Genomic DNA, 23,295 nt, shown 5'->3' with positions numbered 1-23,295 from the left:
TTCATCATGCGAAAGTTTAAGATAGGGATGCTGATCCCTTATTCCGGCGTATTCCCCAATCTGCGCGAAGATTTCATGGACGGCATAGAACTCGGCATGGGCGAATGTTTCTATGAGGTGGAATGGTTGCAGGAGTTTATCCATATGGGGGATGTAAGTAAAGTGCAACATGCCATGCAAAAGCTGGCATTGTTCGATCGCGTACATGCGATTACCGGCATCCTCAACAACAACGTGATCAAAGCCTGTTTACCGGAGATCGATAAACACAAGGTGCCGCTGATTGCCTGCAATCTCGGTGCACGTATACCTGATGAAGGGTTTAGTCATCCCAACCTGTTTTATAACAGTATGCATCTCTGGAAAAGCCAGTGGGTGATAGGAAAGTGGACGCAAACCATGTTTGGCGGTACGCCCTCATTGAACCTCTCTGTTTACGAGGGAGGATACGATATGCATGTGTCCTACAAGTCCGGTGCAGCAGCGGCGGGGGCAGATGCGGTACATCTGAACATCTTGCAACTGCAACAGCAGGAAACGGATACGAGCCCGTTGATCGACCACTTGCAGGCACAACGTCCGCGACATGTGCATGTACTGCTGACCGGCCGCGAGGGGGCACAATTCCTTCGTCGTTTCCGCCAGCAGGGCATGCATCTGGAGATGGATGTGTCTGTGAATCCGTATCTGAACCTGCAATACGATCCTTATTTGACGGCGGGCATGTATCACGCGACGACCTGGTATCCGGGGCTGGAGACCGAAGAGAACAAAGATTTTGTGGCTACTTATAAATCACGTTTCGAAGAACTGCCACCGCCATTTGCAGTACTGGGATATGAAACCGGGCTGGCGCTCGCAGAAGCGATTAACCAGTGTGGTACCGTCCGGCAGGCTGCCCGATTATCGGAGCAATTGTCGCAGGTGTGCGTGCAAGGGCCACGCGGGGAAGTGCGGTTAGGTACACAGCCGTTGCAGGCAACCTCACCGGTATATGTGCTTCGCTCTGCCAACCAGCTGATCGGCGCAGATGACGGCGTTTGCTGGACGGATGCCGATCTCGCCGCAGGAGCCGCCCAGTCTTTGTCCGGCTGGCAAAACCCCTATCTCTGTGTATGATATTTTATGAAATACTGATTGCTCGTTTATGAAAGAATTTTACATGACTGCTTTACATACGCGTTTACCCAGAAAGGCCGCCGGTGGCGGCCTGCTGGTATTACTGTTACTGCTGGCCGTGAAGCCGGTGGCAGCGCAGAATACGTTTGATTATGCGACGAACCCGCTTACGATGACGATGACATTCCCTTCGAGGATGTTGATTGGTGATTTTGACAGGGATGGCGACCAGGATATTCTCTATCAGTCGGGAAATTCGGCTGGCGTGGGGTTCGGTTACGTGCGTAACAACGGAGCTGGTAGCTTCACTGACTTTCCCAACGCCAATTCGGTCGGTACGCCGTTTACTTCATTTGATTTTAGCAACGGCGGAGTGAATGCACAGCAGCTCGCCGTGAACGGACTTTTTGTAGTCGATTACGATGGCGATGGAGATGTTGATATTGTGGACCGGGAGGGCGGTTACCTGGGCGTCTGGCGTAATGATCCGGGCGGTTTCGTGTACGCGCCAACGAATCCTTTCACCATGACGATGACTTTTCCCGGGCGCATGATATTTGGCGACTTCGACAATGATGGTGACCAGGACGTGTTGTACCAGAGTGGTAACACGGGCGGCGCCGGTTTTGGGTACGTCGTTAATAACGGTGGCGGTTCTTTCACCGATATTCCAAATGCTAATGCGCCTGCGACTCCTTTTGCTTCAGTTGACTTTGCGACCGGTGCCCATCAGGTAGCAGCCAATGGTATTTTTGTATTGGACTATGATGGTGATGGAGATGTAGATATTATCGATAGGGAAGGGGGAACAGTCGGCGTCTGGCGTAACAACGGTGGTACTTTTGCGCTGGCGACTAATCCATTTACAATGACCATGGCCTTTCCCGGCCGCATGGTATTCGGCGATTTCGACCGCGATGGCGACCAGGACGCCTTGTATCAAACTAATAACGTTGCCGGGCAGGATATCGGCTATTTGAAAAACAATGGAGCCGGTAACTTTACCGACTATCCCAATGTGTATGATCCCGCAACACCGTTTAATAGCACGGATTTGACACTTACAGGCCTGCAGGTATCGCCGGCTGGTTTGTTCGTAATGGATTATGATAACGATTTCGATGTAGACCTGCTGGACCGGGAAAACAGTGGTGGATTGGCGGTGTTACGCCAACTCGGCGTTCCTCCTGTTCTTTCCAGCACCACGCCCGCTGACAACGCCACCAACGTTGCCACGAACACCAATATCCAGCTAGTCATCAACGAAACTGTTACGAAAAAATCCGGCAACATCTATATCTATCGCGGCGACGGAACACTGATCGAAACAATCAGTGTCAACAGCGCCCAGGTAACCGGCTCCGGTACCACCTGGACGATCGATCCATCGGTGACGCTTTCGAAAGGAACGAACTATTACATCCGATACGATGATGGCATTTTCCATGACGTAGATCTGCAGATACTTCCTGCGATCACGAACGCAACGACTTTCAACTTCCAGACAGCGCCACCGGCAAACCCGGTAATAGGCAACCTGGGCGGCGATGCGGTGAGCTACGGCGAAGATCAGCCTACACCCTCGCTGATAGATGACGGCGATAATGCGACCGTTACAGATGGAGACTCTCCAAGTTTCAACGGCGGTAACCTTACACTCAATCTTTTTGCAAACGGACAGCTGGGCGATGTAATGTCCATCGTGCCGGGAGCAACGATCACAGTCACCGGCAATATCGTAAGATTTAACGGCACTGCTATCGGTACCTTCACCGGTGGCACCAATGGCGCTGCCCTGGTGGTGAGCCTGAACGCCAATGCTACACCCGCTACCGTCGCGGCCCTGATACGCAGTATCGGCTTCAGTCATACGGGCGATACGCCTGCTGCTACCGCACGTTCTATTTCCTTACAACTGAATGACGGCGATGGGGGATCCAGTGCAATAGTGCTGGTAAGCTTGACTGTCATTCCAAACAACGATGCACCACAGCTGTCAACCAGCACGCCGGCAAGAACGATCAACGAAGATGCCGCTACACCAATAGGCGACTTAACACTGTCTGACCCGGATGCGGGAGGCAGCACCGTAAGTCTGACCCTGGCTGCTACAGGCGGCACGATTACCGGCACGGCTGGTGGCGGCGTAACTTATACAGGCAACGGTACCGCCACGATCGTGGCTACGGGTACGATTGCCGACCTTACTACGAAAATCAACGCGGGTGGACTGGTTTTCACGCCGGCATCAAATGATGTGCAGGCCGTAACGATCAATGTCACGCTCGACGATCTGGGTAATACCGGTACGGGTGGTGCGAAAACCGCCACAACCGCTATTGCTTACACGATCACCGCTGTAAATGATGCACCCGTAAACACTGTGCCTGCGCTTATCAACGTGGTAGAAGACCAGGCCAGTCAGCTCACTGGCATCAGTGTATCAGACGTAGATGCAGGCAACGCGGCGATCAGGATCACGTTATCTGTAACCTCCGGCACACTCGCAGCTACCAGCGGCAGCGGCGTAACGGTTGGCGGTACGGCGACGGCGCTGACGCTCACCGGTTCGGGCACCAACCTGAATGCTTTCATTGCAGCGGGTAATGTCACCTTTACAGCCACCACAGATGCGGACGTAACGATGAACGTACTCACGAGTGATGAAGGTAACACCGGCGGTGCTGCAGAAACGGATACGGATGCAATTACCCTGCGACCTTCCGCCGTGAACGACGCTCCGACGATCAATATTACTGTCAATACACGGACGATGTCTGAAGACGGTACGCTGGCTGTAACAGGTGTGGTGCTGGGCGATGAGGATGCTGCTGCGGCAGCGATCACCGTAACGTATACTGCTTCCGCAGGCACTTTCACGGCGGCTACTTCCGGCGGCGTCACCGTCAGCAATAACAATACGGGAACAGTTACGCTCACCGGCACACTGGGCGCACTGAATGCTTATTTGTCTGCGGGCAGCAATATAACTTACAACGCAGCCGTAAATGCCAATGGCAGTCAGCAGCTCAATGTTACAGTGGATGACGGCGGCAACACGGGCAGCGGTGGCGCACTGTCTGCCTCCGCGAACATCGACGTAACGATTACGGCGATCAATGATGCACCTACTGTTGCAGCACCGGCAAACATTCTGGTTACAGAAGATACGCCGCTTGGCATTTCCGGTATCTCGTTCTCTGACGGGGATGCAGCTGCAGGCACCGTATCCGTAACGTTCAGTGTGCCAGGCGGCTCGTTCACCGGCACTTCCGCCGGTGGGGTAACAGTCGCTGGCAGTGGTACAGGTACGCTCACGCTGACAGGCAGTATCAACGACATCAATAGTTGGATCACCGGCAACTTCTTACAGTACGCACCTGCCGCACAGGCAAACGGTAATGTAACGATGACGGTGACGATCAACGATAATGGCTTAACCGGTACAGACCCGGGCGGTGCTTCGCCTACCAGCGAAGAAGCGACGGCCACGGTTGTACTGAACATCAGTGCCGTAAACGATGCACCGGTCATTACAGCACCAGCTACGATCACGGGAACGGAAGACGCGGTGTTGTCCCTACCAGGCATCTCCCTGGCAGACGTTGACGCAGACCCAAGTGTTGTAACGATGACCTGGATTGTTCCTTCCGGCACCCTGAATGCCAGCAACGGCGGGGGTGTTACGGTGACGGGCAGCGGCACAGGCACGCTTACATTGAACGGCACACAAACGGCGATCAATGCTTTCATTACTGCAAATAATGTGACTTATACTTCGCCTCTGAATGTGAACGGCGATATCATCCTTACCCTGAATGCGACGGACAATGGCGCAACTGGCTCCGGCGGTACACTTAACGCGACACCGGTGACGGTAACGCTGCAGTTCACTGCGGTGAATGACGCGCCAACGATCCCGACGGCACCAGCCACTTTTGCCGTAAGCGAGGATGTGACTACTCCTTTAACCGGTTTATCATTTGCGGATACCGACGCCGGCACAGCCACGGTGAAAGTAACACTCACCGCTGCTTCCGGCACGTATGCTGCTACCAGTGGCAATGGTGTGACGGTAGCCGGCGTTGCGGGTGGTATTACGCTGGATGGTAGCCAGACCGACATCAACGCGTTCATCGCCGCAGGCAGTGTAACGTTCGTGACGGATGCCAACAGCACCACTACACCAATAGGGGCAGTGGTGCGCATCGATGATAACGGTAACAGCGGCACAGGCGGCAACCTGTTCGCCACCGCTAATTTCGACATCATCGTTACTGCTGTCAACGATACGCCGGCCATCGCGACGCCTGGTGCGCAGTCGTTCGATATGAATACGGTACTGACGTTCGCTACCGGTAATAGTAACACGATCGGCATTACGGATGTCGACCTAGGCACAAGTGCTTTGCGGGTTGAATTACTGGCCACTAACGGTGTGATGGCATTACCGGCCACTACCGGGCTGACGATCACCACGGGTTCAGGCACGGGCGATGCGGAAATGATATTTACCGGTACGCTGACGGATGTAACGAATGCACTGGACGGCCTTACGTATACGCCCGGTACGCACTATTTCGGACCGGCACAAATCCGCGTCGTAGTCAGCGACCAGGGCGCAACGGGTACAGGCGGTGCGTTAACAGATACGATCATCATCCCGATCACCGTACGACCTACGGACCCGCTTATTCTCGACATTACGTCGCCTGCCGCCGACGGCAGTTATAAACTGGGCGATGTGATCCCTGTAACGATCAGCTTCAACATGCCAGTGATGGTAACCGGCACACCGATGTTGGGTGTCGAAACGGGTGCCACGGATCGCATGGCGGTATATTCTTCCGGTAGCGGTACGCAAACGCTGATGTTCAGCTACACGGTACAGGCGGGTGATCTTAGCACCGACCTGGATTATGTAGATGCGAACGCGCTCACCTTCAACGGCGGCACGATCAAAAACGCAGCCGGGCTCGATGCGAATCTAACTTTACCGGCACCGGGAGCCACCCATTCACTCGGCGCAAACAAAGCCCTCGTGATTGATGGCGTAGTACCGACGATCACCAGCGTAAATGTACCGGCTTCGGCGACTTATGTAGCCGGACAAGTACTTTCCTTCACGGTGAATATCTCTGAAAATATAATCGTCAATACGGCTGGTGGAACGCCGTCGCTGTCGCTGAACATCGGCGGCGCGGTGAAACAGGCGGCACATGTTGCAGGCGGTCCTGCCAATACGCTTACGTTCACTTACACAGTGGCGGTAGGCGATGAGGATATGGATGGTATCGGCGTTACGGGCTTACAGCTCAATGGTGCCACCGTACAGGATGCACCGGGCAATAACCTGGTATTAACGCTGAATAATGTAGGTCCGCTCACGAATGTAAAAGTTGATGCGATCAACCCGGTAATCACCCGTGTAGATGTACCAGCCGCCAAAACCTGGAAAGCAGGCGAGGTGCTGAACTTCTCCGTAGTGTTCTCCGAACCGGTGATCATCGGCGGAGCAATGCCAACGCTGGATGTTGCAATGGGTGCCGTAAACAAATCGTTCACCCTCACTGCCGGACTCAATACGCCAACACTGGTGTTCAGCTACACGGTAGTGGCAGGCGACCTGGATACAGATGGCATCACACCGGCAGCAGCGGTAACTCTCAACGGCGCCACCATCCGCGATGCGGCAGGTAACAATGCGGTGCTTACTCTGAATGCAGTGGGCAACACATCCGCCGTATTTGTGGATGCAGTAGTGCCGGTCATCACTGCCGGGCAGATTTACAACGTAGATGAAAACACGGCTGCAGGCACCGTAGTGGCTACCATTGCTGCTACAGATCCTGGTAGCACGGGTACCTTGCGTGACTTCACGATCGTCACTAACGGGAATACGGATGGCGATACTAACCCTGCCTTCACGATCAACCCGGCAACGGGTGTGCTCACGGTGAACGACGCAGGCGACCTGAACTTCGAGGCGGCTTCGAGCATCAACCTGTTCATCCAGGTAAGTGATGGCACGAACCTGAGCGAATTACGTACGGTGTTGATCAATATCGTCGACAGGCCGGAACCTCCGCTGGATATCATACTCACGAATAACGCCATACTCGAAAACAACGCGCTGAATGCGCCGATTGGTTCACTGGCGTCCATATCCACAGAGGTTGGTAACAACTTTACGTATACGCTTGTAGCAGGTACCGGCGGCGCAGATAATGCCAGCTTCCGGATTACCGGTAACCAGCTCTCCGCAGCGGAAACATTTAACGCAGAAGCGAAATCGACTTACAACATCCGTATCCGCTCCACGGCGCAAAGTGGTGAGTTCCTCGAGAAAGCGTTCGTGATCAATGTAGGAGATGTAAACGAATCGCCTACGCTCGGTGTGATCGCAGATCAGCTGGTATGTGTATCTGCTAACGAAACAACGATCAACCTGCCAGGTCTTACGGCCGGTCCTGAAACGGGTCAGACGCTGACGGTAACGGCGACGAATGATAACCCGGGACTGTTCGCTTCCTTCGGCATCGTGAACAACACGTTACGCTTCCGCATCAATGCCGGACTGGGTGGCCCAAGCACGGTAACTATCACGGTGAAAGACAATGGTGGTACGGCGAACGGTGGGGTAGACCAGGTGCAGCGTAAGTTCGTGATTACGGCCAGCAGTATTGCGGCACCGGTGATTACGAGCAACAAGGGCCTGCAGGTGTCGAAAGGCGATATTGTAGAACTTACCGCAACAGGTGGTGTTACGTATGCATGGGACCCTGCGGCTGGTATTGTAAGTGGTCAGAACAGCGCGGTGCTGGTGATCAGGCCGACGGAGAATACCACGTACCGTGTAACGGCTACAAACGCCGACGGTTGTATCGCTTCGCAGTCAGTCAACATCGAAGTACTCACCGATTATAAAGTAGACGGGGTGAACATCCTCACACCGAATGGCGATGGTATCAACGACCGTTTCGTGATCCGTAACATCGACACGTATCCGAATAACGAGCTGAAGATATTTGATCGCAGCGGCCGTATCATCTACCAGAAACGCGGTTACCTCAACGAGTGGGCAGCCACGGTGAACGGCAATCCGCTGCAGGAAGGTACGTACTACTACATCCTCGACTTCGGTCCGGGATTACCGAAAGTAAAAGGTTTCATTACTGTCATCAGGGATAAATAATAATCAGATGAAGAAGATATTTTATATACTCCTGCTGATGGCAGGAATACAACAGGCAAAAGCGCAGCAATGGGGTAACACCAGTTCGCAGGTAGATCCCCTTGCCACACAATACTTCCAGAATCAGTACCTCGGTAATCCGGCCATGGCAGGTATCGATTCAGGACTGCACCTTAGCGCGGCCTACCGTCGGCAATGGGAACACCAACCAGGTGTTCCCGTTACCATGGCTTTCACCGCAGAATATGCCACCACGAAAAGAGTAGGCGTGGGCCTGAACGTGTACAATGACAAAGCCGGCCTGCTTTCCAACACCCGCGTGGCGCTCACGTACGCGTATCACCTCCCGCTGAGTGCCGCCAATACGCAGCACCTGCATTTCGGGTTGTCGGTCGGCTTACGCAACGAGCGCCTGGATGTTAAAAACCTCGACGGCGAAGTGTTGGATCCTTCTATTGGTCGCTATAACCGCCGAGATAACTACTTCGACGGCGACTTCGGTGTGGCGTATACCGGTTATGGCATCACACTGCAGGCGGCCTTGCCGAATATGGTCGGGTATTTCAGGGATGAGAACAAAGGACTGGCTAACAGCAGCACCTTCTTCCTGGCAGGTAGCTATCGCATTGCTATCGGCACGCAGTTCACCGCGGTGGAACCCAAAGTCTGTTTCCGTGGCGTGCGTGATTTCGATAACGTGATTGACATGGGCGCGAACCTGGTTTTCCTGAACAACGCGGCCAATGTATTCGGCATGTACCATACTTCGAAGAATTACACGGTAGGGGCGGGGTATAATGTAATCAACCGGATCGGTATACAGGCCAGTTACTCGTCGCAAACAGAAGGGTTGAGTAATTACCTGTCGGGGAACTTTACACTTGGATTGAGAGTCGGGTTTTTGAAATAGGGGCATCGTCGTACAGTCGTGGCTTCCTCGGCGGTGTCGTGCTTGGCCATGTAAATATTGTTTGAAAACTATAACTTTGCCCCATGCAACCCACAGAACCCCTCAGTCAGTTTTATACCCGCAACCCGGGTCACATTGTCCCGGGCTCGGATGCCCGTAACAAAGCATTGGGCCACATCAATGTATTTACCCGCGAGTCCTGCGCGAGCGTAACGCCGTACAGTCGCCGTGATTACTACAAGGTGTCGCTGGTGATCGGTACGGGTAAGTTGTATTATGCCGATAAGTGGGTGTACATCGACCGGCCAGCCATGCTGTTCTCCAATCCTGTGGTGCCTTATGCCTGGGAGGCGGAGTCAGAGGTGCAGTCAGGCTGGTACTGCTTATTTACGGAGGCGTTTGTGCAGCATAACGAGCGGATGGGGAGTTTGCAGGACTCGCCGTTGTTCCGGACAGGCGGCAGCCCGGTGTTCTTTCCCGATGAAACGCAGTTGCAGGAGATATCTGCCATCTTCCGGAAAATGATGACAGAAATAGGCTCCGGTTACGTGCATAAACATGATGTACTGCGCAGTTATCTTCACCTGCTGATCCATGAAGCCATGAGGGCGAATCCGGCCGATAACTATCATACGTACAGTAACGCATCGCAGCGCGTATCGGCATTGTTCCTCGAATTGCTGGAAAGGCAGTTTCCTATCGATGCACCGGAGCGCGTGCTGGCCTTAAAAACACCGGCCGACTTTGCCGGTGCCTTGTCTGTACATGTAAACCACCTCAATCGTTCGGTGAAAGAGGTGACGGGCAAAACAACGGGTGCACACATCGCTGCCCGCATTACTGCGGAAGCCAGCGCGCTGTTGCAGCATACGGACTGGAATATCTCCGACATTGCTTACAGTTTAGGTTTCGAATACCCTTCCTACTTCTCGATCTTCTTTAAGAAACATACCGGGATGGCCCCGCAACAGCTGCGGGAAATGGCTGTTTGATTTGTATAAGTATCCGTTTGATTGTTATAAAGCTGCAACGGCTGCCGGTCTTACTTTTGTATCCATAAAATCATTAAAAGATGAAACAAAGGAAACTGGGAAATTCGAACGAACTGGTATCTGCCATCGGCTTAGGCTGTATGGGTATGAGTTTCGCTTATGGCCCTGCCGACGATAAAGAAAGCATCGCCACGCTGGAAAAGGCGCTGGACCTGGGCATCAACTTCTGGGATACTGCCGATATGTATGCGAACGGCGCCAACGAAGAACTGATCTCTAAAGTGCTGGTACCAAAGCGGGATAAGATATTTATCGCAACAAAATTCGGCTTCCGTTATAAAGAAGAAAACGTAGCCCCAAGCAACGCGAACGGCAGCTACTTCGACGGCTCACCCGCCTGGATGAAAACCGCCGTGGAAAGAAGTTTGCGCCGCCTGAAGATCGATACGATCGATCTCTATTACGCACATCGCATCGATCCGAACGTACCGGTAGAAGATATGGTCGGCGCCATGGCCGATCTCGTAAAAGAAGGCAAAGTGCGTTATCTTGGCCTGAGTGAGGCCTCTGCTGCCTCTATCCGTAAAGCGCATGCCGTACATCCCATTGCTGCTTTACAAAGTGAATACTCGGTGATTACCCGCGACGTGGAGCAAGACATCCTGCAAACCGTACGCGAACTCGGCATCAGCCTGGTGCCGTATTCCCCGCTCGCCCGCGGATTGGTTACGAATACGCTGAATGTGGAAAGCTTAGCCGACAACGACTTCCGCCGGACCTTGCCCCGCTATCAGCAGGAGTTCCAGGATAACAATAATCAACTTGTAAAAGGCTTTGCAGATATTGCCGCTGCTAAAAACTGCAGCCCGGCCCAACTGGCGCTCGCCTGGGTACTGGCGCAAGGCGAAGATATTATCCCGATACCGGGAACGAAGAAGCGTAAGTATTTGGAAGAGAATGCCGGCGCGATCGACGTGCACTTATCTGCTGCTGACCTGGAACAGATCAATGCATTGGTGAAGCGCTACCCGGATACGGGAGCGAGGTATAGTGAAGGGGCGTTGAAGCTGGTGAATCATTGATTGGGCGCCCCTCATTTCGTCATTGCGGGCAACGCGAAGCAAGCCTCCGCTTCAGGCTCCTCATTCTGTAAAAATGAACAACCATTTTATAGAATGAACAACATTGCGAAACTGACGCTCTGTAAATTCAAATATGGAGAAAGGAGGTTTTGTTTACATCATGACGAATAAGTCTCGTACTGTATTATACACCGGCGTTACGTCAGATTTGCTGACGCGTGTAAATGAGCACAGATCGCACTTGCATGCTAAAAGCTTTACAGCAAGATATCACTTGAATATCCTTGTGTATTACGAGGTGTTTGTTTTCATCGAAGAAGCCATCACAGAAGAAAAGCGCATCAAAGGTGGAAGCCGCGCAAGCAAGACGAAACTGATCGAACAACGTAATCCCGGATGGATGGATTTGTACGATGAGGTTGCATCATGGTAACCTTAGCGAAGACCGAATCGGAGGTTTGCTTCGCTTTGCTCGCAATGACGAAGATGGGAAAAACGTCCCACCTCTCCGCATCCCAAACGACGTCATTAAGAGCAAAGCGAAGCAACCTTCGTGTGCAGTCTCCGCGCCGGAAACCTACTTCTGCTGGTAATTCACCATCCAGTTAATCCCATACTTATCCGTAAAACTCCCGAAATACGCACCCCAGAACATTTCCTGGAGCGGCATGGAAACGGTGCCGCCTGCGGACAGGCCGGCGAACAAACGGTCGGCTTCTTCCCTCGAGGAGGGTTCGAGGTTGATGTGCATGTTGTTGCCGGTTGTTACGGTAAAACCCATCTCTTTGGGAGCGTCGGTGCCCATGAGGGAGTGTCCTCCGGTGATGTGGAGTTCGACGTGTAATATCATTCGCTTCAACGCGTCGGACATTGGCGGCTGGTTGGGGTCGGAAGGAGCCTGGTCGAAACGTTGAAGGCCGTTTACAAAATCCGTGTTGAATACAGATTTGTAGAAGTTGAAAGCTTCTTCGGTGTTGCCGGGAAAGTTTACATAGAAAGATGTGCGTGCCTGGTTGTTGGGCTTCTTGTCGCGGCGCAGGTAGAACTGGGCAGCGATATACTGGTCCAGGTTCTCCATACCCATCGCAAAACCTTCTTTGAAGCCCATCTTCACAAGCGCCTCCAGGTCTGCGAGAGATTTGAATTGCAGCTCGATATTTACGAGGGTGCTATCGTCGCCTTGTGCGGTAAAACGATTGCTCCACTGGCTGTTAGGCATGCTGGAAGTAGGCGTGCCGTTTTCGTCGCAGAAGCCTTCGCTGCCGGCGTAATCTTTTTCCGGGTTGATGGTGTCGTACTTGAAGAACGACCAGTGTTTTTCGCCTTCGGGGCTGATCATCGCGTAGAGCCATTGGCCACCGGGGCGGAAGTCCATCGACTTCGTTTCGGCGCGGTAAGGTTTGGGGGCCCACCACTGGTCGAGAATTTCGGCTTCGGTCCAGGCGGCCCAAACGAGGTCGAGTGGGGCGTTGAATGACCTGTCTACATAAATCTTGTTTTTTTCCTTGTCAACTTTGAAGTCGTAGAAGATAGCTTTGTTCATTTTTTATGCTTTTTGAGGGTCGATAATACATCGTCAAGTTGGTCAAACCGGGTTTGCCAGAGTTGGCGGAATTGCTCCAGCCAGTGGTCGATCTCTTTCATTTTCTCCAGTTCAAGATGGTAATAAATCTCGCGGCCCTGGTGTTCCTGCTTCAATACCTCGCATTCGGTGAGAATACGAAGGTGCTTCGATACCGACTGCCGCGTCGTGTTAAAGTGTTCGGCAATACCGTTCGGCGTCATCGCCTGTACCGCCAGTAAACAAATGATCGCCCGTCTTGTTGGGTCGGCGACTGCCTGGAATATGTCTCTTCTCATTGTTTTTGTTGTGCAGCTGATTGGTTGCAAATATATGAGAAGCCATTCGGTTGCGCAAATTTATTTTTTCCGGGCTACGTGATGGGTTACTTATAAATGGGAGGGGCTACTGAAAAAAAAGGCCGGACTACGCTGTCCGGCCTTCAGTATCTTCATTAAAAAAATGCACATCCCGTTGCGGGAATGGGATCCTGATGCCGGCTTCATTAAATGCTGCCGTCACCTCCATGATAAGGGCACTCTTAGCTGTGTAGGTCTCTCTTACGGTATGCACCCAAAAGAAAAGTTCAAAATCTACCGAGCTTTCGCTGAACGCTTTCGCCACCACGAATGGGGGCGGGTCCTTCAGTAATAATTGGTTTTTAGCCAGCAGCCCGCTCAGCAAGGCGTGTACCTGGCTGAGGTCACTGCCATAAGCCACGCCACCACGAAATTCCCACGCACTTGTCTTTTTCCGAGCGTCCAGTTCACGAGAGAGTGATTCAGGATGTCGCTGTTAGGGATCACGCTCACGGAGCCATTCACCAGGGCAATGGTACTGCTGCGGAAGCCGATGGACTTCATCGTACCAAGGGTACCGTTCACTTCGATCTGGTCGCCTACGTTCACGGGTTTCTCAAAGGCGAGAATAAGCCCGCTAACCAGGTTGCTGACAAGTCCCTGCAAACCTAAGCCAATGCCCACACTCAATGCGCCCAATACGATGGTAATGCGATCGAGCGGTATGCCGGCAGCAGCTACGGCGAGGAACAGGCCGCCGCTGATAATGCCGATGCGTATCAGCAGTAACCAGCTGCCCAGTGATAACTTTTTGCCTGCAGCAGGTGCGGCGGAATGATCTTCCGCGGAAAAGAACGACACGAGTCGCGAAAGGAACATGGCGCTAAGCAATATGGCTACAAAGATCAGCATACCACGTATAGAAAAGGTGTATTCGCCCAGGGTGCGCGGCGCTGTAATGAAGGCCATCAGCGGCTCGGTGACACGGTTGTACACATAAAAGTTACGTGCGATCAGTACGAACCAGCCGGCAATCAATATGATATACAGGAGCAGCGGGGCCGAGCCGCCCACGCGATCGAAGTTGATGAAGAACAGGTGTTTGTCGGGCTGCTTATAAATGCCTGAAGCAATCTTCAGTCCCTGGTTGATGAGGGTGGCGGTCCATAGGAATAGTATAGCGATCACAATGCCGAAGTAGCCGCAGGTCATGCTGATTTTGGCGAGGTTGTAACGACCAGCCAGGTTAAACGCGATGGATAAGGTTTCCATCGATATCATAAAGGCGATGAAGTAAAGGATGCGTTTTTCCCGCAGCTCCGATTTGCGCGCGCTAAGCAGGTGTAACATGCCCCATATCCACCCCACCGCAGCCAGCGAAAGCATGTACCACCGTTCAGTAGTCGAAGGTTGCAGTAGCAGGTTGTCGAGCGAGGCGAGGAAAAACAGCGCTACACTCACGATCCAGAACCGCAGCCAGAACGGCGCAACATGTCTGCCGAAAACAAATATCAAGGCAACAGCCGGAACGCCCCAAAACACAAGGTTGAGCAGGAAAGGTGCATTTGGAAAAAGAAACTGCCCGAGACTTACTACGATAATAATGGCAGACAAGAGGGGTTGTTGCACCACAAGGTTTTGCAACACATCATGGGCCTGCCGGTCGAGCAACCGGGATTTCAACGCCCAGATGAAACGCCACGAGGCCATCGTTAATAATACCAGCAACAACAGCCGCCAGTAGTAATAGCCGAGGTAATGGGAAAACGCGAGTATGTCCTTCTTCCAGGAGAGCAAGGCGATGTCGGCAAAACTGCGGGTTTGCACGATGGGCAGCTCTTGCCGGAACGTTGCGGCAGAAAGGGATTTACGCATGTTCTCCACCTGCTCCAGGTTTGCATTCACTTCGTACGACAGCAGGTCGATGCGGGTTTGCAGGTCCTGCACACTCACGATAGATTGCTTCAGCATGCTGTCCACGGGATCCACATCTTTCGCTGTGATGACCAGGCGCGTGAGGTATTTCATCATGTTGGCGGAATCCGCAGGAAATTCGAGCAGTGCCGGGGTGCTGGTAACGGAGTCAATGTGTTCCCGGTATTTCATCAGCTGGTTCGTATAGCCGTCCAGCTGCCTGCGCTCGTGACTGATGCGTTGCAAGAGTTCCTGCAGCACGATCGACGTAACGTTCAGGTCGCGCAGCGTTTGCACGGGTGCGGGATTTTGCAGCACGCCTTCACGCGCTGTGAGCATGTTCTGATGAATACGATCCAGCGCCCGGCTGATGGCCGGTGTGTCAATACCTTTCTGTAGATAAAGTTTGGCCGCCAGAGCAGTCTGCCGCACATCATTGAGCAAAGCCCGCTGCTGCCGCGAGGCGCGGTTGGCTTTCACCGTTTCCATGCTCTTAATGGCTTCTTTACGGCCCAATTCACGGAACTTCTCAACGAAAGATTGTACGGTACTGTCTTTAGAAACAGACTGACCATACGATCCGCTACCGGTGAGCAGCGCGAATAGTATGGTCAGCAGGGTAGCAATACGCATAGGCGTTATTTATGGTAGATGGGAGTGCGCTTCAACAGGTATTCCAGTGCGTTTTTGTAGGCGTCATCGGTATTGAAGAAAGACTGCCTTTCCTGTGAGAAAACGCTTGCGCCCTGGTCGTTGTAAACGTTGAGCAACACCACGCTTTTGTAAGCCTGGGTGTTGGTAGCATAGGTAGAACCGCTGTAACGATCGTTCGTTTTATTCGGGTTCTTTGAGTCTGTTTTGGTCGTGCTGCTGCCGGAAGACGAGGAGTAAGAGGTTTGTGTGGTTTTATCCACGGTTACCACCGCGTTCACTACGTATTCCACGCCCAGGATGTTACAGATGTCATCCATCGTATGTGCTTTGATGTTATCCGGCGTGATACCTGCTTTCAGCAGCAATGCGTTTGTCGTACGGGGATCGAGGATCGTGTTCAGCCCGGCATGTTTACTCAGCATACCGTAACATTCGCCCTGCGCTCTTTCGCTCAGCTGATCGGCCACTGACTGTCCGTCACGGATGAGGGCAAATGGCAGGATCGCGATTTTGTTCCGGTGATCTTCCGGAGCCACGGCGGGAGTAGCCGCTACGGCGGTGTTGCCTGGCTTGGTAATGATTTCCTCACGGCCAGAGGCAAAGGTGATTTTCAGGATTTCTGACTTCTTAATGTTATACACCAGGGTTTCTCCTGTGTAAGTGAATTTAACCGCATCCTCGTTCATTTCCAGGACTTTGCCCTTCATTTCATCACCATTTAATTTGATGATAACGTCAGGCTTCGCCTGGGCAAACAGGGTGAAAGTGAACAGGATGCCCAGCAGGGTCGTTAGGGTACGTTTCATGTTGGAGGTTTATAGATTTATTATTTAAGTGTCCTGTCAATGGTTTTGCACGAAGACCAGGCGACCTCAACTCATTATCATATGTTCGCAAACGCTGAGACCGTAGCGAAGGTTTGCTTCATTTCATTACCAATGACGGCGAGGGTGATGCTTTTCTCATCGTCAGCGGTATCATAGCGAAGCAAACTTCCGCTTCAGTCTCCAACAAATTACGAACCTTATTGTTCAGTTCGCGCAATCAAAACTAAATAATTCCATGTAATACGCCGCCCTGTTTCGCCATTTCGTCCACGCGCTTCTCTACGGCAGCGTCCTTAATCAACGGTGGCGCGTGGTGCGGTTTAATACGCGCATCGATGATGATCGGCCCCCGGCATCCCCAGTGTTTATGGGAAATGAAGCTGTTGATGCCATGCACATCGTGCGATGGATTGCTTCGCGTGAAGGTTACCCATACAAAGTTGTTAATGGATGCGGCGGTGAAGCCGGCATCGTCGCATAATACGATCAGGGGCAGGCCTTCGAGGTTGGCGTCGCGCAGATGTGCATCCAGCATCTCAACGGCGTCTTTATCCGGAGACTCAACGGCCAGTACGCCCGGCAATGCCATCTTAAAGCCGGTAAACTGCCTGGGCAAGGTGAAGCCCGCAGGCAATTCGCGCCAGAGGTCGCGGCGTTTGTCGCCGGCGGCTGCGATGGCGACTTTGCTACCCGCATTCAGGTCGCTGCCGGTGTAGTCGAGGGTATCGATAGTGGTATTGGTATGAAAATGCAAATCTCGTGTGGGATCAATGCGTTCCAGCATATGCATGAGGAAACGTTCGATGTCGTGCGTGTGCAGGGACGGGTCATCTTCCCGGGCACAGATGAACAGGTATTTGGCCAGGCTGAGCTGGTTACTGCCCAGTATGTGGTTCGCGATGGTCAGTATTTCCTGGGGTTTGCGCTCTTTCAGGTAAGGAGTGTACCGCTCGCTGCCGATGGCAAACAGTAACGGATGCACGCCGGCAGCATCTACCGCGTGGATCTCCCGCACGCCGGGTATTTCCTGCGGGATGGCGTTGCCCGTAATCTCATGTATCAACGCCCCAAAACTGGTATCCTCCTGCGGGGGGCGGCCCACAACAGTGAACGACCAGGTCGGATTCTTACGGTGATATACTTTATTTACTTTCAGCAGGGGGAAAGGATGTGTGAGGCTGTAATAACCCAGGTGATCGCCAAACGGACCCTCAGGTTTATTCTCGTGCGGCATCACGGTGCCGGTAATCACGAAGTCGGCATCCGCAGAAATGCAATAGCCTTCTTCATCATAAAAATACCGGAACCGGCGGTTGCCCAACGCGCCTGCAAAGGTCATTTCGGACAGGCCTTCCGGCAAAGGCATCACGGCCGACAGCGGGTGAGACGGAGGGCCGCCCACGAAAATGCTCACTTTCAACGGTTGGCCTTTTGCATTCGCTTTGGTTTGATGAATACCAATGCCACGGTGCAGCTGGTAGTGCAAACCAATCTCTTTATCCTGGATGTAATCGTTACCGCCTAACTGGATGCGATACATGCCGAGGTTGGCATTCATGATGCCCGGCTTGTCAGGATCTTCCGTATACACCTGCGGCATGGTCACAAACGGGCCTCCATCCATGGGCCAGTTCACGATTTGCGGTAATTCGCTGATGCGGGTGCGGCCAAAGTTGATCGGCGCGCTTTTGCCGGTTTTCATCGGCAGGGCGGAGATGGCGGTGGCCGCCACGTTCAGGTACCGGAAAGGGTTTTTGATCGCCTTTACGGGGTCGCCTTTGATATCGACGAGGGTTTTGATCTTCTCCAGTGTATCGCGGAACATGAACTTCGAGCGGTCGAGGGTGCCAAACAGGTTGGACACTGCGGGGAACCGGCTGCCTTTTACATTTTCGAACAGCAGGGCCGGACCACCATGCTCGTACACCCGCAAATGGATTGCGGCCATTTCGAGGTAGGGATCCACTTCCTGCCGGATGCGGATTAAATGTCCATGTTGTTCCAGGTCGTTGATACAATCTTGTAAGCTTCTATAACCCATTGTAGCGTCGCGTAATGTTGAATCGGCCAAAATTAGGCAAGTTTCCGCAATAATGGCGCTTACGGATACGGGAGGCGCGGCGTAACCGGGCCTCCCGGTGTGATTTACGGCCAGATGGATTTAGTATTGAATACTTCCAGCGAGAGCACGGTAATATTGTTTCCCCAGAAACGGAAGCCTTCGCGGTTGTTATGATCTGCCCGGCGCTCCATCGAATAGGAATAAGCGCCGCCGTCGATAAACACTTCCACGGAGCTGCGGTCGATGTAAATATCGGCCGACAGTTCCATACTCGTCGGGTCCTGCGGGGAATAGAACATGCCATTCAGCACATTATAGTTCATATCGTAATTGATCAGGCGCTGACCATACAGGCTCAGACCTGCATCGGTGGCGTGTGATAATTTTATCTTCGCTTTGATGCGTACGCCGCTGGCGTCGCGGAAGGACTCCAGGTGTTTGTCGGCCTGCGCAGCGGCCAGGTTTTCCCATTTGCCGGCGGAGGTGAACAGTTGCTCTGTTTCTTTCACCGGCACGCTGAACAGGCGGATGCCATCTTTCGTTTTGCGCAAGGTCAGCTCCGTCGGCAACAGCATCATATTATTAAACGGCATATTCCGCTGTGTAATGCGTCCCCAGCCGATCTGGATGCGGCGGCCGTCGCTTTCGGGAATATTGGTAAAGGTTTGTGCGGCGTAAATGGAGCCGGCAGAGAAGTAGTGTTTACCGCTTTCCGGTGTAAAGGTTTTACCGTCGAAGCTGCCGATCATATAGGTATTCGAGGCACCGTATAACACCCATTTCTTTTGTCCGTTCCCGCCCTGCACCGGCAATTCAAACAGGTCGGGGCATTCCCAGAAGCCGGTCACGTGGCTCTGGTATTGCCAGTCTTTCAGGTTACCGGAGGTATAAATCGAATGGCCGTCACGCTCATTCAGCACCATTACCCAATGTTTGCCGGGTCCGTACCAGAAAACGCGCGGGTCACGGGTATCTTTACTGTTCCATTTCTCTTTCGAGTCGATCAGCGGGTTGTTTTTGTATTTGGTCCAGGTACGGCCTTTATCCAGGCTGTAGGCAAGGCTCTGCACCTGCCTGTCCGGACTATCCACCGTATACAACGCTACCATGGCCGGCTTGTCCGGTTTGCCGAAGCCCGAGGTATTGGCATAGTCGATCACCGTGGAACCGGAGAACATCGTGCCGCTTTCGTCGGGGTGCAGGGCTACGGGGAGCTCTTCCCAGTGGATCATGTCTTTGCTCACTGCATGTCCCCACGACATATTCTCCCATTCACGTTCGAAGGGGTTATGTTGATAGAACAGGTGGTATTCGCCTTCGTAGTAGATCATACCGTTCGGATCGTTGATCCAGCCACGGCGGGTGGAGAAGTGGTACTGGGGACGGCGTTGCTCGCGGTATAGGGAGTCCTGCCCGGTGATGCGGTCGTCCTGGTATACCAGTTTCAATCCTGCAGCATCGCCGTCGAAGTGGATGCGCAGCTTTTTGCCTTTATAAGCGCTTACATCAGAAAATACCCAGTATTCAGGTTTATCACTAAGGCGGATCACGAACTGTTGTTCTCTTTTGCCACCGATGTCATAGCGCATGTTGTAGCGTTGCTGCTGGTGCGATACGGGCAGGTTCAGGTAACGTTTGGTAATGGTGATCGTCGTGTCGGCCGCCATAACGGGCAGGGCCGCGGTACATAAGAGTAGCGTACTGAGTCTTTTCATGATAGATGATAGTAGTCAGCGCTAAAGATAGAAATATCCATCAGCCTTTTATAACAGAATGGCAGGTGTCCAGTAAAATACTCCATCATTACAGTAAAACGTGTCATTGGCCTCCCGCCGGGGGTAAACTAATTTAAAGCCTGGATTCGCTGATGGTTTTTGCATAGATAGAATCCCCGCGTTATTGATCAACAGCCAGTGATTGGATGTTATGTTTATAAAGAAATATTTCGAGCAATTCTCCACGGACGAGGTACGGGAAACGAAAGGCCGCACCATCACAGAAACTGATATTGTCATTCACGCCGGGCAGTCGGGCGACTTTTTTCCGCATCATATGGATGAAGAGTGGTGTAAAACCCAGCCGTTCAAAAAACGGATCGCGCATGGTACGCTGATCTTTACCGTAGCCATTGGTCTTACCGCAGAACTGGTCAATGAAGTATCGATGACTTACGGATACGACCGCCTGCGCTTCCTGGCACCGGTGTTTATCGGCGATACGCTGCACGTGGAAGTATCTATCAAAGAAATGAAAGACCATAAGAAACCGGGCTTCGGCCTGGTGACGGAACTCGTGCAGGCCTTTAATCAGTCGGGCCAGCTGGTAATGGTTTGCGATCATATTCTACTCGTTCACAAAAAAGAAGCCTGATGCACCGCACTGTTTTGCAAGGAATTACATGGAACCATAGCCGCGGTATAACGCCGCTGCTGGCGGCTGCACAGCGCTACCAGGAGCTGCATCCGGAGGTAGAGATCCAGTGGAAGAAACGCTCGTTGCAGGAATTTGCGGACATGCCCATCGAGGCGCTTACGCATCATTACGACCTGCTCATCATCGATCATCCCTGGGTAGGTTGCGCCGCTGCCACGAAATGTGTACTGCCCTTGAATGAATACCTGCCGGCGCCGTATCTCGCCGAACAGGCGGCCAATTCTACAGGTGAGTCGCATCCAAGTTATATGTACGACGGCGGCCAATGGGCGCTGGCCATCGACGCGGCCACGCCTGCGGCGAGTTATCGTAAAGATTTACTGGCTGCACCACCCACCACCTGGGAGGAGGTATTAGCCCTCGCCGCCAAAGGCAAGGTAGCCGTACCCGCTATTCCTATCGACCTGCTGATGAACTTTTACACCTTCTGTATCGCGAACGGGCAAACGCCGTTTTTGCAACAGGATACGGTGGTCGGCCGGGAGACGGGCATCCGCGCGCTGGAAACGATGAAACAGTTGTACAGTCTTGTCGATAAACGCATGTTCACCTGCAACCCGATTGCGGTGGCGGAATTGATGACGCGTACCGATGACTACTGGTACTGCCCGTTCGCGTATGGTTATTCGAACTATTCGCGCTTCGGTTATGCAGATCACCTGTTGCAGTACACTTCCGTAGTGTCCTACGAAGGAACGCCTCTACGGACGACCGTTGGTGGTACTGGCCTGGCGGTATCTGCCTTCAGCGAACATCAGCAGGTGGCTTTAGATTTCGCGGCCTGGGTAGTGTCTGAGAAAATACAACGCACTTTATACGTACAAAACGGCGGACAGCCCGGCCATCGTGCTGCCTGGCTGGACGAAGCCGCCAATACACTTACGAATAATTACTTCAAAGCCGTGCTGCCGTTGATGGACAACGGTTACATCCGTCCGCGTTACAACGGGTACCTGCATTTCCAGGACCATGCCGGCTTGCCTGTTCAGCAATGTTTACAGGGCACGCTCAGCATCCTGCATACGCTGGAGGAGATGGACCGCATCTACCGCGCCAGCTTTGTTACTCACCAAACGACTACTACTGTATGATGGATTTGCCTTTAGAAGGAATTACCGTGTTGGAGTTCAGCCAGTATTTATCCGGTCCCTCCGCAGGTTTGCGGCTGGCCGACCTGGGTGCGCGGGTCATTAAGATCGAGCGGCCGGAGGAAGGGGAGGCGGGGAGAAAATTGTCCATCAAGAACTTGTGGGTGGACGATAGTTCGTTACTGTTCCATACCATCAACCGCAATAAAGAAAGCTTTGCGGCGGACCTTAAGAACCCCGACGACCTTGCGCTGGTGAAAAAACTGATGACGAAAGCAGATGTGCTGATACATAATTTTCGTCCGGGTGTGATGCAGAAGATGGGGCTGGACTACGCGTCTGTGCAACAGTTGAATCCCCGCCTGGTGTACGCGGAAATCACCGGTTACGGTACCCGCGGCCCGTGGAAGGAGAAGCCCGGGCAGGACTTATTGCTGCAATCTATTACCGGCCTTGCGTTCACGACGGGCAACCGCGCAAACGGGCCTGTGCCTTTCGGGATTGCAATCGCGGACATCCTTTGCGGCTCCCAATTGGTACAGGGTATTTTGGGTGGGTTGATCCGGCGGCAGAAACGGGGTGTGGGCGCGTTGGTAGAGATTAGCCTGATGGAGTCGTTGCTGGATTTCCAGTTTGAGTTATTGACGACGTATTATAACAGTCACCAGCAGCCGAAGCGCAGCGATACCAACAGCGGGCATACCTTACTGGGCGCGCCGTACGGGGTGTACAAAACAGCAGATGGCTTCCTGGCGCTTGCTATGATGGACTTGCCGGCATTGGCGGAAACCATTGCCTGTGAAGGACTGTCGGCTTTCTGTAACGAGCAGGCCTTTGCAGAACGGGACCGCATCAAATCGATATTGTCAGGGCATTTATTACAGCAGCCGACGCAATATTGGTTGTCGCGCCTGCAGCAACGTGGGCTTTGGGCGATGGAAGTGTTTGACTGGGCGCAGATGACGTCGCATGAGTCTTATCGCGCCTTGCAAATGGAGCAGCCCCTGAAGGCCGAAGGTAAAAAGATTATCACGACCCGTTGTCCCATCCGTTTCAATGGTGCGCGGTTGTTCTCTGACCGTCCCGCCCCGAAAGTGGGTGAGCATACGGAGAAGCTGATACAGGAAATGAATAAGCTGGAACAAGTAAAAATCTGAGC

Annotated in this window: 16 protein-coding genes; 9 read left to right on the top strand and 7 right to left on the bottom strand. The window is 52.9% G+C overall.

Annotation, left to right across the window (positions count from 1 at the left end):
* Positions 1–6: 6 nt before the first annotated feature.
* From MKQ68_RS10735 to MKQ68_RS10710, 6 genes are all read left to right on the top strand, one after another.
* Positions 7–1,119, top strand: a complete 1,113-nt coding sequence (locus MKQ68_RS10735; protein WP_264283296.1) for an ABC transporter substrate-binding protein — start codon at positions 7–9, stop codon at positions 1,117–1,119.
* A gap of 28 nt (positions 1,120–1,147) precedes the next feature.
* Positions 1,148–8,314: a T9SS type B sorting domain-containing protein gene (locus MKQ68_RS10730; RefSeq protein WP_264283295.1), complete on the top strand. Its 7,167-nt coding sequence runs from the start codon at positions 1,148–1,150 to the stop codon at positions 8,312–8,314.
* Positions 8,315–8,321: 7 nt separating this feature from the next.
* Positions 8,322–9,224 carry a PorP/SprF family type IX secretion system membrane protein gene (locus MKQ68_RS10725; RefSeq protein WP_264283294.1) on the top strand — a complete coding sequence of 301 codons (903 nt, stop codon included), beginning with the start codon at positions 8,322–8,324 and terminating at the stop codon, positions 9,222–9,224.
* 83 nt (positions 9,225–9,307) lie between these two features.
* Positions 9,308–10,216 (top strand): helix-turn-helix domain-containing protein, encoded by a 909-nt coding sequence (locus tag MKQ68_RS10720; protein ID WP_244838765.1) that lies wholly within the window; start codon positions 9,308–9,310, stop codon positions 10,214–10,216.
* Between the two features lie 80 nt (positions 10,217–10,296).
* The gene (locus MKQ68_RS10715; protein WP_264283293.1) at positions 10,297–11,298 is read left to right on the top strand and encodes an aldo/keto reductase; all 1,002 of its coding nucleotides are present in this window, start codon (positions 10,297–10,299) and stop codon (positions 11,296–11,298) included.
* Between the two features lie 133 nt (positions 11,299–11,431).
* Positions 11,432–11,731 (top strand): GIY-YIG nuclease family protein, encoded by a 300-nt coding sequence (locus MKQ68_RS10710; protein ID WP_255860109.1) that lies wholly within the window; start codon positions 11,432–11,434, stop codon positions 11,729–11,731.
* A gap of 144 nt (positions 11,732–11,875) precedes the next feature.
* Here the strand turns inward: MKQ68_RS10710 and MKQ68_RS10705 are convergent, their stop codons facing one another.
* The 7 genes from MKQ68_RS10705 to MKQ68_RS10675 all read right to left on the bottom strand — a co-directional run bounded on the left by MKQ68_RS10705 (position 11,876) and on the right by MKQ68_RS10675 (position 20,330).
* Positions 11,876–12,841 carry an SRPBCC domain-containing protein gene (locus MKQ68_RS10705; protein ID WP_264283292.1) on the bottom strand — a complete coding sequence of 322 codons (966 nt, stop codon included), beginning with the start codon at positions 12,839–12,841 and terminating at the stop codon, positions 11,876–11,878.
* Complete coding sequence (locus MKQ68_RS10700; protein ID WP_264283291.1) at positions 12,838–13,158, bottom strand: ArsR/SmtB family transcription factor; 321 nt, start codon at positions 13,156–13,158, stop codon at positions 12,838–12,840. The genes MKQ68_RS10705 and MKQ68_RS10700 overlap by 4 nt, the downstream gene beginning before the upstream one ends.
* Before the next feature lie 127 nt (positions 13,159–13,285).
* On the bottom strand, positions 13,286–13,579 hold the full coding sequence (locus MKQ68_RS10695; RefSeq protein ID WP_264283290.1) for a mechanosensitive ion channel domain-containing protein: 294 nt from the start codon (positions 13,577–13,579) through the stop codon (positions 13,286–13,288).
* Positions 13,537–15,705 (bottom strand): mechanosensitive ion channel domain-containing protein, encoded by a 2,169-nt coding sequence (locus MKQ68_RS10690; RefSeq protein ID WP_264283289.1) that lies wholly within the window; start codon positions 15,703–15,705, stop codon positions 13,537–13,539. The genes MKQ68_RS10695 and MKQ68_RS10690 overlap by 43 nt, the downstream gene beginning before the upstream one ends.
* Positions 15,706–15,710: 5 nt before the next feature.
* On the bottom strand, positions 15,711–16,532 hold the full coding sequence (locus MKQ68_RS10685; protein WP_264283288.1) for a hypothetical protein: 822 nt from the start codon (positions 16,530–16,532) through the stop codon (positions 15,711–15,713).
* Positions 16,533–16,776: 244 nt separating this feature from the next.
* Entirely contained in the window at positions 16,777–18,594 is a 1,818-nt protein-coding gene (locus MKQ68_RS10680; protein ID WP_264283287.1) for a UbiD family decarboxylase, read from the bottom strand.
* Between the two features lie 104 nt (positions 18,595–18,698).
* Positions 18,699–20,330, bottom strand: a complete 1,632-nt coding sequence (locus MKQ68_RS10675; protein ID WP_264283286.1) for a glycoside hydrolase family 32 protein — start codon at positions 20,328–20,330, stop codon at positions 18,699–18,701.
* A 211-nt stretch (positions 20,331–20,541) separates the two neighbouring features.
* On the opposite strand from MKQ68_RS10675, the gene MKQ68_RS10670 reads away from it, so the two are divergent.
* The 3 genes from MKQ68_RS10670 to MKQ68_RS10660 are packed head-to-tail and all read left to right on the top strand — an operon-like array spanning position 20,542 to position 23,293.
* Positions 20,542–20,985 carry a MaoC family dehydratase gene (locus tag MKQ68_RS10670; RefSeq protein ID WP_264283285.1) on the top strand — a complete coding sequence of 148 codons (444 nt, stop codon included), beginning with the start codon at positions 20,542–20,544 and terminating at the stop codon, positions 20,983–20,985.
* On the top strand, positions 20,985–22,139 hold the full coding sequence (locus MKQ68_RS10665; RefSeq protein WP_264283284.1) for an ABC transporter substrate-binding protein: 1,155 nt from the start codon (positions 20,985–20,987) through the stop codon (positions 22,137–22,139). Before MKQ68_RS10670 ends, MKQ68_RS10665 begins: the two co-directional genes overlap by 1 nt.
* Entirely contained in the window at positions 22,136–23,293 is a 1,158-nt protein-coding gene (locus MKQ68_RS10660; RefSeq protein ID WP_264283283.1) for a CaiB/BaiF CoA transferase family protein, read from the top strand. The genes MKQ68_RS10665 and MKQ68_RS10660 overlap by 4 nt, the downstream gene beginning before the upstream one ends.
* Positions 23,294–23,295: the final 2 nt, after the last annotated feature.

This window comes from Chitinophaga horti, from assembly GCF_022867795.2.
GTDB lineage: Bacteria > Bacteroidota > Bacteroidia > Chitinophagales > Chitinophagaceae > Chitinophaga > Chitinophaga horti.
The sequence above is the reverse complement of the archived record's forward strand: the minus strand, read 5'-3'. Positions and strand labels throughout refer to the sequence as shown.

Coding starts and splice junctions, on each gene's coding strand:
- MKQ68_RS10710 (WP_255860109.1), top strand. CDS start 11,432: ATGGAGAAAGGAGGTTTTGTTTACATCATGACGAATAAGTCTCGTACT.
- MKQ68_RS10690 (WP_264283289.1), bottom strand. CDS start 15,705: ATGCGTATTGCTACCCTGCTGACCATACTATTCGCGCTGCTCACCGGT.
- MKQ68_RS10735 (WP_264283296.1), top strand. CDS start 7: ATGCGAAAGTTTAAGATAGGGATGCTGATCCCTTATTCCGGCGTATTC.
- MKQ68_RS10670 (WP_264283285.1), top strand. CDS start 20,542: ATGTTTATAAAGAAATATTTCGAGCAATTCTCCACGGACGAGGTACGG.
- MKQ68_RS10715 (WP_264283293.1), top strand. CDS start 10,297: ATGAAACAAAGGAAACTGGGAAATTCGAACGAACTGGTATCTGCCATC.
- MKQ68_RS10705 (WP_264283292.1), bottom strand. CDS start 12,841: ATGAACAAAGCTATCTTCTACGACTTCAAAGTTGACAAGGAAAAAAAC.
- MKQ68_RS10700 (WP_264283291.1), bottom strand. CDS start 13,158: ATGAGAAGAGACATATTCCAGGCAGTCGCCGACCCAACAAGACGGGCG.
- MKQ68_RS10680 (WP_264283287.1), bottom strand. CDS start 18,594: ATGGGTTATAGAAGCTTACAAGATTGTATCAACGACCTGGAACAACAT.
- MKQ68_RS10725 (WP_264283294.1), top strand. CDS start 8,322: ATGAAGAAGATATTTTATATACTCCTGCTGATGGCAGGAATACAACAG.
- MKQ68_RS10685 (WP_264283288.1), bottom strand. CDS start 16,532: ATGAAACGTACCCTAACGACCCTGCTGGGCATCCTGTTCACTTTCACC.
- MKQ68_RS10730 (WP_264283295.1), top strand. CDS start 1,148: ATGAAAGAATTTTACATGACTGCTTTACATACGCGTTTACCCAGAAAG.
- MKQ68_RS10665 (WP_264283284.1), top strand. CDS start 20,985: ATGCACCGCACTGTTTTGCAAGGAATTACATGGAACCATAGCCGCGGT.
- MKQ68_RS10720 (WP_244838765.1), top strand. CDS start 9,308: ATGCAACCCACAGAACCCCTCAGTCAGTTTTATACCCGCAACCCGGGT.
- MKQ68_RS10675 (WP_264283286.1), bottom strand. CDS start 20,330: ATGAAAAGACTCAGTACGCTACTCTTATGTACCGCGGCCCTGCCCGTT.
- MKQ68_RS10660 (WP_264283283.1), top strand. CDS start 22,136: ATGATGGATTTGCCTTTAGAAGGAATTACCGTGTTGGAGTTCAGCCAG.